13 protein-coding genes are annotated in these 16,650 nt (G+C 71.4%); 6 read left to right on the plus strand and 7 right to left on the minus strand.

The features are described 5' to 3' along the window. Positions 1–27 precede the first annotated feature (27 nt). Positions 28–1,449 (plus strand): family 2B encapsulin nanocompartment shell protein, encoded by a 1,422-nt coding sequence (locus OG588_RS04555; RefSeq protein WP_405946118.1) that lies wholly within the window; start codon positions 28–30, stop codon positions 1,447–1,449. Positions 1,450–1,462: 13 nt separating this feature from the next. On the opposite strand, the gene OG588_RS04560 is transcribed toward OG588_RS04555, so the two are convergent. The 6 genes from OG588_RS04560 to OG588_RS04585 form a co-directional block, all read right to left on the minus strand. Further along, positions 1,463–2,377 (minus strand): PfkB family carbohydrate kinase, encoded by a 915-nt coding sequence (locus tag OG588_RS04560; protein ID WP_405946119.1) that lies wholly within the window; start codon positions 2,375–2,377, stop codon positions 1,463–1,465. Then, complete coding sequence (locus OG588_RS04565) at positions 2,374–3,378, minus strand: ADP-ribosylglycohydrolase family protein (RefSeq protein WP_405946120.1); 1,005 nt, start codon at positions 3,376–3,378, stop codon at positions 2,374–2,376. The genes OG588_RS04560 and OG588_RS04565 overlap by 4 nt, the downstream gene beginning before the upstream one ends. A 43-nt stretch (positions 3,379–3,421) precedes the next feature. Then, positions 3,422–4,129: a GntR family transcriptional regulator gene (locus OG588_RS04570; protein WP_405946121.1), complete on the minus strand. Its 708-nt coding sequence runs from the start codon at positions 4,127–4,129 to the stop codon at positions 3,422–3,424. Further along, a complete protein-coding gene (locus OG588_RS04575; protein WP_405946122.1) occupies positions 4,126–4,680 on the minus strand; it encodes a cysteine hydrolase family protein in 555 nt (184 codons plus the stop codon). The genes OG588_RS04570 and OG588_RS04575 overlap by 4 nt, the downstream gene beginning before the upstream one ends. After that, positions 4,677–6,161, minus strand: coding sequence for a purine-cytosine permease family protein (locus OG588_RS04580; protein ID WP_405946123.1), 1,485 nt, complete (start codon positions 6,159–6,161; stop codon positions 4,677–4,679). The genes OG588_RS04575 and OG588_RS04580 overlap by 4 nt, the downstream gene beginning before the upstream one ends. Positions 6,162–6,239: 78 nt before the next feature. Continuing rightward, positions 6,240–7,022 (minus strand): DUF899 family protein, encoded by a 783-nt coding sequence (locus OG588_RS04585; RefSeq protein ID WP_405946124.1) that lies wholly within the window; start codon positions 7,020–7,022, stop codon positions 6,240–6,242. A gap of 307 nt (positions 7,023–7,329) precedes the next feature. On the opposite strand from OG588_RS04585, the gene OG588_RS04590 reads away from it, so the two are divergent. The 4 genes from OG588_RS04590 (at position 7,330) to OG588_RS04605 (ending at position 11,673) form a co-directional block, all read left to right on the plus strand. Further along, positions 7,330–8,520 (plus strand): cytochrome P450, encoded by a 1,191-nt coding sequence (locus OG588_RS04590; protein WP_405946125.1) that lies wholly within the window; start codon positions 7,330–7,332, stop codon positions 8,518–8,520. 158 nt (positions 8,521–8,678) lie between these two features. Continuing rightward, positions 8,679–9,902 (plus strand): cytochrome P450, encoded by a 1,224-nt coding sequence (locus OG588_RS04595; RefSeq protein WP_405946126.1) that lies wholly within the window; start codon positions 8,679–8,681, stop codon positions 9,900–9,902. 149 nt (positions 9,903–10,051) lie between these two features. Continuing rightward, positions 10,052–10,828 carry a polysaccharide deacetylase family protein gene (locus OG588_RS04600; RefSeq protein WP_405946127.1) on the plus strand — a complete coding sequence of 259 codons (777 nt, stop codon included), beginning with the start codon at positions 10,052–10,054 and terminating at the stop codon, positions 10,826–10,828. 185 nt (positions 10,829–11,013) lie between these two features. Next, complete coding sequence (locus OG588_RS04605) at positions 11,014–11,673, plus strand: YceI family protein (RefSeq protein ID WP_405946128.1); 660 nt, start codon at positions 11,014–11,016, stop codon at positions 11,671–11,673. Between the two features lie 95 nt (positions 11,674–11,768). Here the strand turns inward: OG588_RS04605 and OG588_RS04610 are convergent, their stop codons facing one another. Beyond that, on the minus strand, positions 11,769–13,376 hold the full coding sequence (locus OG588_RS04610; protein ID WP_405946129.1) for an amidohydrolase: 1,608 nt from the start codon (positions 13,374–13,376) through the stop codon (positions 11,769–11,771). 354 nt (positions 13,377–13,730) lie between these two features. On the opposite strand from OG588_RS04610, the gene OG588_RS04615 reads away from it, so the two are divergent. Then, on the plus strand, positions 13,731–16,622 hold the full coding sequence (locus tag OG588_RS04615) for an AAA family ATPase (RefSeq protein ID WP_405946130.1): 2,892 nt from the start codon (positions 13,731–13,733) through the stop codon (positions 16,620–16,622). Positions 16,623–16,650: the final 28 nt, after the last annotated feature.

Raw genomic sequence — 16,650 nt, forward strand, 5'->3', positions numbered from 1 at the left:
CATCCGTGCGACAGGAGAGAAGGCACCATGTCGGTCGACACCGGTACCGCGCCCGAGGCGGGCGCCGAGGAGCGGGAACAGCAGAGCCTCGGTACCGCCGCGGCACGCACTCTGGCGACCACGACCAAGTCCGCACCCCAGATGCAGGGCGTCAGTTCACGCTGGCTGACCCGCATGCTGCCCTGGGTGAACGTGCCCGGCGGCACCTATCGCGTCAACCGCCGACTGTCCTACACGCGGGGCGACGGACGGGTGACGTTCGTGCAGACCGGCGCACAAGTGCGGGTCGTCCCGGCCGAGTTGAGCGAACTCCCGCTGCTGCGCGGCTTCACGGATTCCGACGCGCTCGGCGCACTGGCCGAGCGGTTCGAGCAACGGGAGTTCGCACCGGGCCAGTTGATCGTGGAGGCGGGCCGCCCCGCCGACCAGGTGTTCCTGATCGCGCACGGCAAGGTGGAACAACTCGGGGAGGGTCCCTACGGCGACGAGGCGGTCACCGGCCTGCTGGCCGACGGCGACACCTTCGGCGGCCAGGCGCTCGCCGACCCCGACGGCAGCTGGGAGTTCACGGCCCGCGCGGCGACGGCCACCACGGTGCTGGCGCTGCCGCACTCGGCGTACCAGGCCGTCGCGGAACGACACCCGGAGCTGAGCGCGCATGTCTCGTCGGTGGGTTCGGACGAGCACGGCCCGGTCAACCCGTTCGGCGAGGCGGCGATCAACCTCAGCGCCGGACACGTCGGCGAGCCGGATCTCCCGGGCACGTTCGTGGACTACGACCTCGCCCCGCGCGAGTACGAACTCAGCGTCGCCCAGACCGTGTTGAAGGTGCACAGCCGCGTCACCGACCTCTACAACCAGCCGATGAACCAGACCCAGCAGCAACTCCGGCTCACCATCGAGGCCTTGCGCGAGCGGCAGGAGAACGAGCTGGTCAACAACCGGGACTTCGGGCTGCTGCACAACGCCGACTACGACCAGCGGATCTCCACCCACTCCGGGCCGCCGACCCCCGACGACCTCGACGAACTCCTCAGCATGCGGCGCGACACCCGCTACCTGTTCGCCCATCCACGGGCGATCGCCGCGTTCGGCCGCGAGTGCAACAAGCGGGGCGTCTACTTCAGCGGCATCGACGTCGGCGGCCACCATCTGCCCGCCTGGCGCGGGGTGCCGCTGCTGCCGTGCGGCAAGATCCCGGTGAGCGCGTCCCGTACGTCGTCGATCATCGCGATGCGCACCGGCGAGGACGACCAGGGCGTGATCGGCCTGTACCAGACAGGCATCCCTGACGAGCTCGAACCGGGCCTCAACGTACGGTTCATGGGCGTCAACGAGCAGGCGATCATCTCCTACCTGGTGAGCACCTACTTCTCGGCTGCCGTCCTGGTGCCGGACGCGATCGGCATCCTGGAGAACGTCGAGATCTCCCGCCGGGACGGCAACTGACCCCGACACAGGCCTAGTTCAGGAACGCGTCCAACCGTGCCGCGTCCGGCGCCGTCGCCGGGCCCGACGCGGTGACGGCCAGGGCGGCGCCCGCGTTGGCCCGGTGAGCGGCGGCCACCGGGTCGAGGCCCTGTGCGAGGGCGGCCATGAACACACCGGTGTGCGCGTCGCCCGCGCCGTTCAGGTCTACGGCATCCACGGCGAACCCGGGGACGGCGACCAGGCGTTCACCCTGGCGCAGGAGACATCCGTCGGGGCCGGTACGGACGAGCACCGAACCGCGCCCCAAGCGGGATTGGAGGACGCGGGCAGCCTCGGCCGGGTCGTCGACACCCGTGAGCAGCGCGGCCTCGCGGGCGTTGCAGCTCCACCAGTCGGAGCGGGCGAGCAGCAACTCCACAGCCTCAGCGGGGATTTCGTGGACCAGCGGCCCCGGGTCGGTGACCACCATGACCCCCGGGTCCAGTCGGGGCAGGAGGTCGAGCAGGGCGGTGCGGTTGCTGTCGTGGAGCAGGCTGTATCCGGTGACGTACACCAAGTCGCCTGCCCTCGGCCGGAGTTCGGCCAGGTCGGCGGAGGTGAGGGCGGCCTCGGCGCCGGGGCTGGTGACGAAGGTGCGCTCGCCTTCCGCGTCGACTAGGCAGACCACGAAGCCGGTGTCCTCGGAAGTCCGCGGTGCGAGCAGGACGTCGATGCCCTCGGCGTGCAGCGCGGCGCGGGACCGGTCACCGAAGGGGCCGGTGCCGTGCGCTCCGGCATAGGTCACCGGAAGTCCCTGGCGGGCGGCGGCTGCCATGACGTTGAAGCCGCCGCCCGGGGTGCGTTCGGTGCGGGTGGCGAGGACGTCACCGCCGCGCTCGGGGAGTGCGGGAATCTCAAGAACCAGGTCGACGACGACATTACCGAGGTGCCACAGCCTGCCGCTCACGGCCGGACCCGGAGTTCGAGCAACGCGGCGGCCGTCGCGTCCAGTTGGAGCTTCGGGTTGACGCGTGCGAGCGTCTCCCGTGCGTCGGCCGGAAAGGCGTCCACGCCGTGGCAGGCGCCGCCGACGGCACCCGCGATCGCGGCGATGGTGTCGCAGTCACCGCCGACGGACGCGGCGAGCAACGCGGCCCGCCACGGGTCGTCGGGGAAGGCGGCGAGTACGGCGAAGGCGGCGGGCACCGACTCCTGTGTGGCGAGACTCGTCCCGACCAACGCGTAGACCCGCTCGCAGAGTTGGGCCTCGGTCAAGCCGCGCACCAGCTCGGTCGCCCAGACGATCCGTTCGGCGACGTCGGCGGCGGCCACCCAGTGTCCGCGCCCCGCCGCCAACCGGGCCGCCGACACGGCCAGTTCGACCGCCTCGGGAACCGACGCCCCGTCAACTCCCGCGCTCACCGCGGCGGCCACGGCCGCGGCACCGGCGAGCGCGACCCCGGTGTTGTGGGTCAGGCTGCTCGCCTCGACCACCCGGTCCACCAACTCGGCCGGGTCGGCGGCCGACACCGCGATGCCCACGGGGGCGATCCGCATCGCCGCGCCATTGGTGGTGCCGTCGCGCCCCACCTCGTCGACCGGGGTACCCGCGAGGACGAGTTCCACCGCGCGCTTGGTGGACGGTCCGAGGAGGTCGAGCGAGCCGCGGGCCCGCATGTCGTCCTCCCAGGCGACCAGGCGCCGGGCGAGTTCCGCCGGGTCGACGCGGCCCTTGCCGTCGAGGAGCAACTCGGCGAGGAGCAGGGCCTGTTCGGTGTCGTCGGTGACGGCACCGGCCGGCATCCCGGCGGCGAGGGGATGGTCGGGGTCGGCAGGGTGGAAGCCGGTCAGGAACGGGCCGTAGCGTGCCGTGATCTGCGGGCGGGAGAGCATTTGGGTGGGCATGCCGAGGGCGTCCCCGAGGGCGAGCCCGTGGAGGGCTCCGGTGGCGCGGCTCTGGAGGGTCATGGGTACTTTCCGGGGCAGAGGGCGGCTGCTGCTGGGCTGCGGGTCAGCCGAATTCGAGGGTCAGTTGGAAGTGGTCGGGGTCGAGGAGGCTCACGACATGTTCGACGAAGGAACCGTCGGCCGCCCGGCTGGTCCGCCGCGTGTCGAGGAACCAGTCACCCGCCTCGCGGCGCAGCAACTCCGCCTCCCGCCCGTCGATCCGCCGCCCGCTCACCCGCTGCTCACCGTGGTCGGGCCGCAGCCCGGCCCGCAGCATCACCTCGGTCAGCGACTCCTGCCCGAGCCCACGCGAGGGCAGTTCGCGCACCCCGGGGACGGGCGGCAGAAAGCTGCGCTCGTACGACACGACGACCGCGTCCGCGGCCAGTTCCCGTATCCGCTCCACGCACACGAACTCGGTGCTGCCCAGGGCGAGTTGACGGGCGAGTCGCTCGTCCCGCCGGGCGTCCACGCTGAGGGTCCGGACCCGGGTGTCGATGCCCTGGGTGGCCAGTGCGTGGGCCCAGCCGAGGCGGTCGTCGAGGGGGCGGCCGTCGAAGAGGACGTAGGAGCCCTTGCCGGTGTGGGTGGCGATCAGTCCGGCCTCGCTGAGTTCGGCGAGGGCCGCGCGGACGGTCGTACGGCTGACTCCGAAGCGTTGGGCGAGGGCGTGTTCGCCGGGGAGTTGCTCGCCGGCGGGGCGGTGGCCGCTGCGGATTTCCTTGGCGAGGACGTCGGTGATGCGCTGGTGTTTGAGCCGAACGCCCGTCATGACGTCTCCCCGACCGCCTCGGCGACGGTGACCACCCGGATCAGGGGCCGGTAGAGGTCCATGACGTGCAGGGCTTTGGCGTGGGACTCGTCGTCGACGCCCGCGCAGGCGTCGGAGACAACCAGTACCTCAACTCCCGCGTCAGCGGCGGCGAGTGCCGTGGACAGGACGCAGCAGTCGGTACTGACTCCGGCGAGGACCAGGCGGCCGGTGGGGCCGACGCGTTCGGCGAGTTCGGGAGTCCATTTGCCGAAGGTGGGCGCGTCCACCAAGTGCCGTGCCCGCGCGGCGAATTCGTCGGTCAGTTCCCAGAGCGGGGCGTCCGCCGGCTGGAGGGCGAAGGGCCACTGGTCGTAGTAGGCGCGCCAGGCGCCGGTGGGCTTCTCCGGTGCCACGAAGCGGGTGAACGTGACGCGTTCACCGAAGGCCGGCAGCAGTCGTCGTACGCCTGTCGCCGCCTCGGCGAAGCGGGGCGTGGCCCAGGGACTGTCGGGTTCGGCGAAGACGCGCTGCATGTCGATGACGGCGAGGTGGCCGGGTGCGGTGGTCATACGGCGGGCACCGCCTCCGGGCTCGGGGCCTCGGCTTCCTGCCGCTGGACGCGGGCGCGGCCCAGCGCGAGCGTGCCGAGGAAGCCGAGGGCGAGGGCGGCCAGGACGCCGAGGTTGGCGTAGGCCCAGGAGCCGGACTTGCCGCCGAGGCCGAACGGGTCGAGCAGATAGCCCTGCCAAGTCAGCCAGCTGGCGGCCGTGTTGGTGACCAGGCCCCAGCCGATCGCGGTGGCGGCGAGGGTGAGGAGGAGCGGGGTGAGCGCCACGTCGCCGTAGCGGCCGGTCGGGCGGAAGAGGTCGACCTCGTCGTAGTCGCGGCGGCGCAGGACGAGGTCGGCGAGCATGATGCCGCACCAGGCGGCGATGGGGACGCCGAGGGTGGTGAGGAAGCCCATGAACTGGCCGAGGAAGTCGTCGGCGAAGAACACGATGTACACGGAGCCCGCGATCATCAGGACGCCGTCGACGAGCGCGGCGAGGTAGCGCGGTACCCGGAGTCCGGCCGACAGCAGGGCCAGGCCGGAGGAGTAGATGTCGAGGACCGCGCCGCCGACCAGACCGAGGACGGCCACCACGGCGAACGGGACCAGGAACCAGGTGGGCAGGATCGTCGTCAGCGCGCCGATCGGGTCGGCGGCGACCGCCTTGTTCAGCGTGCTGGAGGAACCGGCGAGCAGCAGGCCGAAGACCAGCAGGAACAGCGGGGCGACGGAGGCACCGAAAGTGGTCCAGCCGATCACGCCTCTGCCGGACGAACTCCGGGGCAGATAACGGGAGTAGTCGGCGGCCGCGTTGACCCAGCCGAGCCCGAAGCCGGTCATCATGAAGACCAGCGCGCCGATGAACTCCTGGGCGGAGCCCGCCGGTACGGCGCTGACCGTGCTCCAGTGGATGTGGTCGGCGACGAGCGCGATGTAGACGATCGTGAGAACGCCGGTGACGACTGTGATGACCGTCTGGAGCCGCATGATCAGGTCGAAGCCCATGACTCCGCCTACGACGGTCAGCGCGCCGACCAGGATCAGTGCGACCACCTTGGTCTCGGTACCGCCGCCCCAGCCGAGCCTGCTGAAGACCGTCGCGGTGGCCATCGTGGCGAGGGCGGTGAGGACAGTCTCCCAGCCCACGGTGAGGATCCAGGAGATCACCGACGGCAGCCGGTTGCCGCGCACGCCGTAGGCGGCGCGGCTGAGGACCATCGTCGGCGCGGAGCCGCGCTTGCCGGCGACCGCGATGAAGCCACAGAGAAGGAAGGAGAAGACGATCCCGATCACGCCGGCGACGAGCGCCTGCCAGAAGGAGATCCCGAAGCCGAGCGCGAAGGCACCGTAACTCAGGCCCAGGATCGAGACGTTGGCCCCGAACCACGGCCAGAACAAGGTGCGTGGGGTGCCTTTGCGTTCGGCGTCGCCGATCACGTCGAGGCCGTGTGTCTCGACCTGGAGCTGCCGGGACTGGGAAGTCTGGGAGGAGTCCGCCATCGTCGACCTACCTGTCTAGACGTGTTTAGGCGAGGCTAGGTGTGGAGGTGACGGGCGTCAAGGGGAGGCGTGGGCGCGTCAGTGGCAGTCGCCGTGGCGGCCGAGGGTCTCCACGGGGGTCGCGCCGGGGCGGATCCACTGCGGGACGGGACGGCTGGTCCCGCCCCAGGTGGCGTTTCCGTCGGCGTCCGAGCGCCAGTACCAGCAGGCGTCGCGGCCGGGCGGGTAGCCCTCGGGGGTGTCCTGCCACGCCTCGCCGCGGCCGTAGGGCGTCATGTCGAGCAGGGCGAGGGAGCCGTTGACCGGTTCGTTGCCGCGGCCCGTCGTGGAGTAAGTGAGGAACACGCGGTCGCCGTCGCGCAGGAAGGCGAGGATGTGTCCCATCCCGCCGCCGATCGGCGCGTCGAGGCCCCGCACCGAGTACCAGGGCTCGGTGTAGCCCATGAACTCGACGTAGGGAGCCACCTCGTCCCACGCGCCCGTGGTCAGGACTGCGTACGAGACACCCCGGGCGTTGAGGTAGACGGCGTCCTTCATGTGCCAGGCCGTGGTGGTGCAGCCCTCGCACTGGCCCTGGTGCGGTGCGTGGTCGTGCCACATGTGCTGGTACACCACAAGTTCGTCGTGCCCCTGGAACAGGTCGAGGAACGGTACCGGTCCGTCGGCACCGATGACCTCGACCTTCCCGTCGAGCTCGACCATCGGCAGCCGCCGCCGGGCCGCGGCGATCGCGTCGCCCTCACGGGTGTGCGCCTTCTCGCGGACCAGCAGCTCGTCGCGCGCCGCGTTCCAGGTGGCGATGTCCACGACGGGCGGCTTGCCGGGGAGGTCGCTGTTCGCAGTGCCGGGTGTGGTCGTCATGAAGTCCTCCGTGGTGTCGTTTCGGAGTTGTTCCGGGCAGCGTCGTACGACGTGGTACAGCGCTCACCGGATCAGACTCCGGGTGCGGCCGAAACTCATCGCGGCGGGCAGGACGTCCGCTGCGGGTGCCCACATATGGCGGCGCCACATGTGCCGGCGCCACATGTGGGCACACCCCACTGTTCCGCTCACCGGCACAGCACGCGACATGTCGACGACCCGTCAGCAGGCTGTTCCCATCGGTCGGGGCGTCACGCGTACCGCGCACCACGTGGGCCGCCCTTCCGCACTCTCGAAGGGGGCCGCCATGGAGTCGTCCGGAGCACGTCAGCAGTACGGCGGGGCCGCCCGCGCTCGCCGGCGAACGCTCCCCCGCGACCCGTTGGCCTTGCTCAGCGGGGAGTTCGACGGGGTTCACGACGTGTGGCGTTCGGCCGCGGGCACGGTGTGTGTGGCCGGGCCGGAGTCCGCCCGGGCAGTGCTCGGCAACCGCGAGGCGGCCGTCGTCGAGACCTCCGACTTCTACCGGACCCGGCACGGCGACTTCGGGCCCCGTGCCGCGCAGATCCGGATCGGGCGCGCGGCCCGCGCCCTGATGCTCCGTCATCACTTCGCACGGCGAGCGGAGTTGCCCGGCCTGGTCGCCGAACTCCTCACCCCCAGCGCCATATGGCCCGACGCCGGAAACCTGCTCGTACTCCGCCATCTGCGAGACGTCCTGCTGCACCGCGACGCACCGCCCCAACTGCACGTCACCGTCGAGCAGATCGTGCACCGGGCGGTCCTGGCGGGCGCGCGGCGACGTCACTCGCCGGCGTCCCGGCTGCTCTTCCGGCGCCGCGCGCTGAGCGTGCTGCACACCGAAATACGCGCCCGGCAGCGGGAGTTGGGCGGTTCACGCGAGCCACGTGATCTGCTCGACGTCGTCGTGGGCGAGAGCGAGCCCGGGGCGGACCCTAGGGATCTCGCCGAGGTGTATCTCTCCTTCCTGTTCGCCGCCGTCGGCTCGGTCGGCTTCGCGCTCGGCTGGTCGGTGTATCTGCTCGGCACCCATCCCGACTCCCTTGCGGCGGAGCCGAGTTGGACGGTGCGGGAGACCTTGCGGCTGTGGCCGGTGGCGTGGCTGTTCGCGCGGACGCCGAGCCGGGTGCTGGAGCTCGGCGGGACGGAGGTCACCCCGCGCGACCGACTCGCCGTATGCACCTACCTGGTGCACCGGCATCCCGGGTACTGGGAGCGGCCGGACGAGTTCGTGCCGGAGCGCTGGGCGGAGGGCGCGCCGGACGCGGCGTATCTGCCGTTCGGGCACGGGCCGCACACCTGCGCCGGGGCGACCGTCACCATGCGGCTCCTCGAAGACCTCGTCCAACTCATCACCCATGACCGGCAGTTGTCGGTCACCCATGACGGCGCCGGTCCTCAGGTGGGCCCGGCGCTCGCTCCGCCGCGTTTCACCGCGGTGCTGAGCGCCCGCACCGGCTGTCCCGGAAGGAGGTGAACGCGCATGCGCGCCCTGTATCTCAAGGCGAAGTCGGTCCTCAACATCCGAGGCCAGTACGAGTACTTCTGGTACCTCTACCACCACATCTGACCGGCCCGGCGCGGGGAGCCGCCGCACGGTCGGCGCCCCGCGCCCCACGAGGGGGAACGTTCACGATGACCACTCCGCAGCACCCCGAGGACTTCCTGCGTCTCATGCGGATGCGCAGCGCGACCGAGGACGGGATCTTCTGGGTCGACGACACCCGGCTCGGTGTGTTCGAGCCGGAGGCGGCGCGCCATGTCAGCGCCACGAACTGGCGCCGGTTCGTGATGCACGACCGGCTGATCGACATGGTGCGGCGGCGGCACAGTCCCGAGGTGCGGTGGAGCCAGGTCCGTTCGGCGTGGCTCACCCAACTCCACACGCTCGCCACGGCGGAACACCACGGCAGCCTGATCGACCGCATGGAGCGGATCATCGACGAGCGGCTCGGCGAGGACGTCGACCTGGTGATGCTCACCCAGGACGTGGCGTTGCGGTCCATGCTGCCGGTCGCGTTGACGGGCCTCACCTCGGGCGAGGCCGATCTGGTGCGCCGGGACCTGGAGATGAAGCTGCTGCGGCTCATCTCGCCGGATCCGGGCGGGACTTGGCATCATCTGCGGTTCATCGTCGTACAACTGCGGTCCGGTCTTGTGGTGCGCCGGGTGCTGCGGCAACGCGCGCACGGGAAGCGGCGGCGGGAGCCGGATCTCGCGGATCCGTTCGTCGACATGCTGCCCGAACTCGGTATGGACCGCGCGCTGGATGTCGTAACGGCCGTACTGACCGCGATCGGTGGGCCGCCGGGCACCGCCGCCGCGAGTCTGCTGTACGAGTTCGTCCGCAACCCCGAGTGGCAGGAGCGGCTCACCGAGGAACTGTCCGCCGTGGACCCGGTGGAGTTCCGTACGGCCCCCACGCACGCGGCCCCGGTGACGCACCGGTTCGTGAAGGAGGTGCTGCGGCTGTGGAGCCCGCCGTTGCTGCTGGTCCGGCGCAACCACTTCCCCTTCGACTTCGGCAAGACCCGGCTGGAGCCCGGTGATTGGTATCTGCTGAGCCCGCATCTCATCCACCGTGACGAACGGGTCTGGAAGCAGCCGGACGTCTTCGACCCGGACCGTTTCCTGCCGGGCGCGCCGCACGGTCCGGCGGACCGGACCTGTTATGTGCCGTTCGGCTGGGCGCCCAAGAAGTGCGTCGGCGCCAACATCGGGACCGTCCAACTGATGGGCCTGTGCCAGCTGTTGTGCACCCGGTACCGGCTGGCCGTCGACCACCCCGAGAAGCTCTCGATGGCGCTGCGCTTCGCGCCGGTGCCGGAGGACTTCCGGGGGCGTCTCGCCCTGCGCTAGCGAAACCTCCTGGGCGTCCGCTCGTTGAGCCTGCGTCTCGGAACTCCCGCGAAATTGTCCGTGATCCGTAACAGGCGGATCCTTCCCCGCCTTTACGCCGTCCTGACGAGTGCACGGAGTCGATCAAACAGGACAAGGGCAGGGCTGACATGGCGCGGCACGGTGGGCGGGGTTGGTACGGGCGGGTACTCGCGGCGGCGGTCGGTGTGACCGCGGTGGCGGCGGCCACCTCGGTGTGGACCGCGCAGGCCGGTGTCGTCGACCGGGGCGCCGGGGCCTCGCGTCCCTCCGCCGGGAGTTCGGGTCCCGCCCGGATCACCACCGTGTCCGAGGAGATCGTGCACGCCTCCGACAAGGGCGCCCACGCCGTCAACATCACGATCGACGACGGGCCGGACCCGACCTGGACGCCGGAGGTACTCCAAGTCCTCAAGGGGTACGGGGTCAAGGCCACCTTCTGCATGATCGGCCCCGAGGCCGAAGCCCACCCCGACCTGGTCAAGGCGGTCGTGGCGGCCGGGCACCGGCTGTGCGACCACACGGTGTCGCACGACACCACGATGGACAAGAAGTCCGAGGCCTACCAGTCCCAGGAGATCCTGAACGCCGCGAGCATGATCACCAAGGCGTCCGGCGGTGTCCGGCCGGAGTACTACCGTGCGCCGGGCGGCGCCTTCACGCCGTACAGCCGGCACCTCGCCGCCTCGCAGGGGATGCGCCCGCTGGGCTGGAACGTCGACTCCAAGGACTTCGAACTCCCCGGCACGGACGCCATCATCGCCACCGTCAAGTCCGAACTGTCCAACGGGCCGACGATCCTGTTCCACGATGCCGGCGGCAACCGCTCGGAGACCGTGGCCGCGCTGCGCGAGATCCTGCCGTGGCTGAAGCAGCAGGGCTATTCGTTCGGATTCCCCGTGCGCTGAACAGGGGCGTGCTGAACAGTGCGCTCCATTGGCGTTCGCCGTATTCCGGGTGACGAATGTGTGTGGGAAATGTGGTAACGACCCGCGAGGTGGCGGTATTTAAGCGTGTGGGTGCCGATTCGCGCTGCTGTCGGTTCCCTATCAAGGCTTGCGGCGATATCAGACGTGCAGTAACTACGTGATACATGAACCTGTTCAACCGTGCTGCGCCCCTCCGCCGCTCGGCGCCCCCCGCCGTCCCGCAACGCCCCGCCGCCCCACCGGCCTTCACCTCCTCCGGCCTGCCCGATCCCGCCCTGGCCGAGCTGACCGGAGAGTGGATGATCGACCCCGCGCACAGCCGGATCGGCTTCTCCGTCCGGCACGCGATGGTGACGACCGTGCGCGGGTCTTTCGCCGAATACAAAAGCCGGCTCTACTTCGACGGCCGCAACCCCGCCCGTTCGCGGGCGGAGATCGTGGTGTCCACCGGCAGTGTCGACACCGGTGTGGAACAACGCGACGGCCACTTGGTCGGCCGTGACTTCCTGGACTCCGCGACGTTCCCGCAGATGCGGTTCGCCAGCACCGCGGTGCAAATGGCGGGCAACGATGTCTATCGCATGCTCGGCGACCTCACCATCAAGGACGTCACCCGTCCCGTCGTCCTGGAACTCACCTATATCGGTCATGTCACCGACCCGTTCGGCTACGAGCGCGCCGGTTTCGACGGCACCACCACCATCGACCGCTCCGACTGGGGTCTGACGTACAACTCCCGGCTGGCCGAGGGGGGCGCGATGGTGAGCGAGAAGGTGCGGCTCCAGTTCGACATAGCGGCGATCCGGACGGTGCCGGCCGCCTGACGGAACGTTTGCTCGCCCGGACGCCGTGTCGCTGCGTGCCGGGCGAGTCATGAGTTTCCGGTCGTTTCCCGGTCGCTTCCGCTCCGCGCGGCCCGCTACGGGGTGACGAGCCGGCCGCCGACGATCGTCTGGACGGGGTTCAGATCGCGCAGGGCGTCGCTCGGGCAGCGGGCGGGATCCTGGTCCCAGACGGTGAGGTCGGCGAGGCGCCCCGGGCTGAGCGTGCCGCGCAGATCCTGATCGCCGCACAGACGGGCCGCGTTGACGGTGTGCAGGGTGAGGGCCTCGTCGTAGGTGATGGCGTGCTCGGGGCCCTTGACGCCGATGACGGTCTGGCGGGTGGTCATGCCGTAGACGGAGCGCATCGCGCCGAACTGACCGACGGGGAAGTCCGATCCGGCGCTGACCTGGGCGCCCAGGTCGATCCAGCCGCGGGCGGGGAAGAGGCGGGCGACGCGTTCCGGGCCCCAGAAGCCCTCCTCCACCTCGGCGGTGTCGTGCAGCAGCGGCTGCTGGATGGTGACGGGGATGCCCAACTCGACCGCGCGGGCGCGCTGTTCGGGTCCGGCGAGCCCGCCGTGTTCCATCACCAGGGTGCCGGCGGGCAGGCCGGGGTTGCGGGCGAGGACCCGCTCGTAGACGTCCAGGAGGGTGCGGACCGCGCGGTCGCCGTAGGCGTGGGTGCCGACCCGCCAGCCGCGCCGGACCACGGCCTCGACGGCCTCGACCAGCGCGTCGGGCTCCCAGCTCAGCGTCCCGGAGAAGGCGTGGTCACAGGCGTACGGCTCCTCGGTGGCGCCGGCTTCGAGGCCGCCGTCGAGCCCGAACTTCACGCCCCACACCCGCAGCCACGGGTCGGAGCCGTCACGCCAGTCCTCCATGACGTCGAGGAGGTCCTCCACCTGGGCCGCGCTGGTCATGCCGAGCGCCGAGATCAGGGCGCGGATCCGGATGCCGAGCGCTCCGGCCTCGCGGGCGGCCAGGAGGACGGCGTAGTCCTCGGGGCTGACCGCGCAGTCGCGTACGGTGCCGATGCCGGTGGCGGCGTACTGGGCGGTCGCCAGGCGCAGCCCGTCGATGCGCTGGGTCCGGTCGGGACCAGGGATCAGACGCTCGACGAGTCCCATGGCGTTGTCGATCAGCCTGCCGTTGAGCCGGCCGTCGGCGTCGCGGCCGATGACACCGCCCGGCGGTACGGGGGTGTCATCGGTGATGCCCGCCAGGCGCAGCGCGTAGCTGTTGACGATGTCGTTGTGGCCACCGCGCTTGACCAGGACCGGGTGCCGGTCGGTGGCCCGGTCGAGTTCGGCCGCGGTGGGCATACGGCGCTCGGCGAGGTTCAGTTCCTGCCAGTTGGTGGTGGTGCGGATCCACTCGCCCTCGGGGGTCACCTTCGCGCGTTGCCGGATCAGGTCGAGGAACTCGGGGATGTCGTGGGCCTGGTGGACGGGTACGTCGTGCGCGCCGAGCGCGGCGTAGATGAGGTGGGTGTGGGTGTCGTCGAAGGCGGGCAGCACCGTGGTACCGGGCAGGTCGTGGACGATGGTGTGCGGGCCCACCCAGTCGTCGAGTCCGTTCGGGTCTGGCGAGAGGGCGGCGATACGGTCGCCCCGCACGGCGAGCGCCCGCTGGGGCGCCTGGCCGGGCACCAGGGTGTGGATCGCTTCGGCCCGGATCACCAGGTCGGCTCCGTGATCAGCCATCGTTCTCTCCCGCTTCCTCAGTCACATCCGCTGACCAGGCTTTTGTACGGGCGGATAGGTGTTTCACACATTTTTGGCGTCTTTGATCGCAGGAAATACGTCACTACTGAGACTCAGATCGAGATCATGCGCCAAGTGATCGACGAAGCCGACTGACAGCCCGCTGCCGCGGTTCCTTCTCGGACCCGCGACACACCGACCGTCATTGACAAGCCGATTCCGTACCGGTTGTCATGAACACATGCCGACATATCCGGGGCCCCGACACACCCGCCTCACGCGCCTCACGCGCCTCACGTGCCGATCCGCCTGCCCCGCCCTCGGCTCCGGTTGTGGTCCGTTCCTGGACTCGCCGTGGAAGTACGGTCATTGACCGGGCGCCGCGAGCTGCTCGACACCGCCCGGGCCGAGTTGACGAACCGTCATGGAGTGCTTCTCCACGGCCCCGCGGGGATCGGCAAGTCCGTGCTGGTGGCCGCCCTGATGGCGTCCTCGGCCGCTCATCTCCAGCCGTCCGGAACGGTGTTGCACTGCTCCCCCGCCGAGGCGGACGCGCGTCTCCCCTTCGCCGGGCTCGTCGACCTGTTCGCACGGGTGCCGGAGAGCTGCCTCGCGACCTTGGCACCCGAGCCCCAAGTGGCTGTGCGGGCAGCCCTGTTGCGCGGCGAGCCACCGATCGAACACCGTGACCGGCTCGCGCTCCGTGTCGCCGTTCTCGACGTACTGGGCACCCTCGCCGCCACCGGCCCCGTACTGCTGGTCCTCGACGGCCTCCAGTGGCTCGACGAACCGACCGCCGAGGTGCTGGCCTTCGCCGTACGGCGGGTCGAGGGCCTCGACGTACGGGTGGTGGCCGCCGAGCGGGTGGCCGAGGACGAGCAGCCCGAACGGCCGCACTGCTGCCCGTCCGGCACCGTCGAACTGCCCGTTCCGCCCCTGACGGACGACGAGATCACGCAGCTCCTCCCCACCGACCTGCCACCGGCGGTACTGCGGGCCGTCCAGGACACCGCCGCCGGAAACCCGTGGTACGCCCGGGAGTTGGGGCAGGCCGCCCCGCGCGACGGAGCGGCCGTCGGTCTCGGCCGGCCCCTGCCCGTACCGCGCCGGCTGCGCACCCTGCTCCTGGAACAGGTACGCGCACTGCCCGAGTCCGCGCGCCGCACCCTCCTCGTCGCGAGCGCCGCCGCCCGCCCCACCCTCACGCTGCTGCGCGCCGCCGGACTCCACGACCCCGCCGCCGACCTCGCACGGGCGGAGCGGCTCGGGGTCGCGACCGCCGACGCCGAGGGGACCGTACGCTTCCGGCATCCGCTGGTCCGGGCCGCCGTGTACGCCGATGCTCCGGAGCACGACCGTCGGGAGGCGCACGCGCTGCTGGCCCGTCCGGTCACCGAACCCGTGGAGCAGGCACGGCACTTGGCGCTCGCCCACCCGTACGAGGACGAGGCCACCGCCCGCACGCTGATGTACGCGGCCGAGTACGCCCGTCGCGACGGCGCGCCCGACGCCGCCTTCGAGTTGGCCGGGCTCGCGGCCCGGCGCACACCAGGCGACCGTCCCACGGAGCACGCCGACCGACTCCTCATGGCGGCCGAATACGCCTGTGACGCCGGGCAGTTGGAGGAGGCGGGGCAGGCGGCCGAGACCGTGCTCACCGGGTCGGGCTCCGCGCGGCAGCGGGTGCGGGCGCGGCTGGTCCTGTTGCGCAACGCCGGGCAGGCGTTGAAGGGTGCGCAGGCCCTGATCGAGGAGGGGCTCCGGGACGCGGACGGCGATCCGGAGGCCGAGGCGTGGTTGCACCACTGGGCCGCTGTACGGGGCCTGCTGTGCGGGGAGTTGGAGGACGCCGCCCGGCATGCCCGGCGCGCCGCGCGGCAGGCGGCCGTGGCCGGTGACACGGACACCCGGATCGGTGCGCTCGCCACCCTCGCCCGGGTGCGCTCGCTGGGCGGTGAACCGGTCGCCGCCGACGTCGCGTTGGAGGAGGCGCTCGCACTGACCGGTGGCGCCGACGCCGGGCCGGAGAGCTGGGGGCTGATCCGGATGCGGGCGATCCTCGCCCTGGACTCCGACAAGGTCACCGAGGCCCAGGAGAGGGTCGCTCAACTCCTCACGGAGATCGGGGAGTTCGCGGGGGTCGAGGAGGTCATGGCGACCTTGGTGGCGCTCACCCGGATCCAAGTACGCGCCGGACACTGCCGGGAGGCGCTGACCACCGCCGCCCGCTGCACACGCGCCGTGGCCGAGACCGGCGTACAGGCCGCTCCGGCGCTGTACGCGGCGGCGCTCGCGGCGACGGCGGGCGGGACCGCCGACGAGGCGCGGCACCTCGCCGAGCAGGCGGTGCGGGCCTCGGAGGCGGACGGCGACCGGCTGTTCCTGCTGCGGGCGCTCGCGGTGCTGGGGCAGGCCGAGTTGCTGGCCGGTGACCCGCGTGGGGCCGCCGCCGCGGTCGAGGCGCTGCAACGCGTGAAGGAACTCGGCGCGGCCATGTCCGCCGCCGATCCGCCCCTGCTGCACTGGTACAGCGATCTGGCCGAGGCCCTGGTCGTGCTGGGCGAGACGGACGCGGCCGGGGCCGTGATCGACGAGGCGCGCAGGCGGGTGTCCGTCGATGCGCCCGGCAGCGTACTGGCGGCGCTGGAGCGGGCGGAGGGGCTGCGCGAGGCGGGGCTCGGCCGGGCGAAGGAGGGGGCGGTACGGCTGCGCGCCGCCGTGGACCGGTTGCGTCAACTCCCGTTGCCCATAGACCTGGTGCGTGCTCTGATCGCGCTCGGCGCCGTCGAGCGCCGGGCCCGGCACCGGAACGCGGCACGGACCGCCCTCGGCGAGGCGCTGGAGACGGCGACGCGGATCGGCGCCGTTCCGCTGGCGGCGCGGGCCAGGGACGAACTGGCGCGGCTGGAGGCCGGTGACCGGGACGGCGAAGGGCGGCCCGAACTCACGCCCACGGAAGCGCGGGTGGCCGAACTCGTCGGCGGCGGGGCCACCAACAGGGAGGTCGCCGCGGAGCTGTTCATCAGCGTCAAAACGGTGGAAGGCACGCTGTCGCGGGTCTACCGCAAGGTCGGGGTCCGCTCGCGCACCGCGCTCGCCCATGCCATGGCGGTCGCCGTCATCGCGTCCGGCGCGGCGACCGTGAGCGTCGGCGACGACGACCAACAGCAGCTCACGACACCGGCGGTGACGGTCAGTCAGCCCGGCCGGGTCCGGACTCCCCGCGCACTCGGAAACCGCCGCTGACCTGTCATCCGCGGTTCACGTGACATGC

The sequence above is a fragment of the Streptomyces prunicolor genome, assembly GCF_045162825.1.
Classification (GTDB): Bacteria; Actinomycetota; Actinomycetes; order Streptomycetales; family Streptomycetaceae; genus Streptomyces; species Streptomyces prunicolor.

Excerpts from the sequence above, each read along its gene's own strand:
- OG588_RS04555 (WP_405946118.1), top strand. The coding sequence starts at position 28 with ATGTCGGTCGACACCGGTACCGCGCCCGAGGCGGGCGCCGAGGAGCGG.
- OG588_RS04575 (WP_405946122.1), bottom strand. The coding sequence starts at position 4,680 with ATGACCACCGCACCCGGCCACCTCGCCGTCATCGACATGCAGCGCGTC.
- OG588_RS04595 (WP_405946126.1), top strand. The coding sequence starts at position 8,679 with ATGACCACTCCGCAGCACCCCGAGGACTTCCTGCGTCTCATGCGGATG.
- OG588_RS04570 (WP_405946121.1), bottom strand. The coding sequence starts at position 4,129 with ATGACGGGCGTTCGGCTCAAACACCAGCGCATCACCGACGTCCTCGCC.
- OG588_RS04605 (WP_405946128.1), top strand. The coding sequence starts at position 11,014 with ATGAACCTGTTCAACCGTGCTGCGCCCCTCCGCCGCTCGGCGCCCCCC.
- OG588_RS04585 (WP_405946124.1), bottom strand. The coding sequence starts at position 7,022 with ATGACGACCACACCCGGCACTGCGAACAGCGACCTCCCCGGCAAGCCG.
- OG588_RS04600 (WP_405946127.1), top strand. The coding sequence starts at position 10,052 with ATGGCGCGGCACGGTGGGCGGGGTTGGTACGGGCGGGTACTCGCGGCG.
- OG588_RS04580 (WP_405946123.1), bottom strand. The coding sequence starts at position 6,161 with ATGGCGGACTCCTCCCAGACTTCCCAGTCCCGGCAGCTCCAGGTCGAG.
- OG588_RS04610 (WP_405946129.1), bottom strand. The coding sequence starts at position 13,376 with ATGGCTGATCACGGAGCCGACCTGGTGATCCGGGCCGAAGCGATCCAC.
- OG588_RS04590 (WP_405946125.1), top strand. The coding sequence starts at position 7,330 with ATGGAGTCGTCCGGAGCACGTCAGCAGTACGGCGGGGCCGCCCGCGCT.
- OG588_RS04565 (WP_405946120.1), bottom strand. The coding sequence starts at position 3,378 with ATGACCCTCCAGAGCCGCGCCACCGGAGCCCTCCACGGGCTCGCCCTC.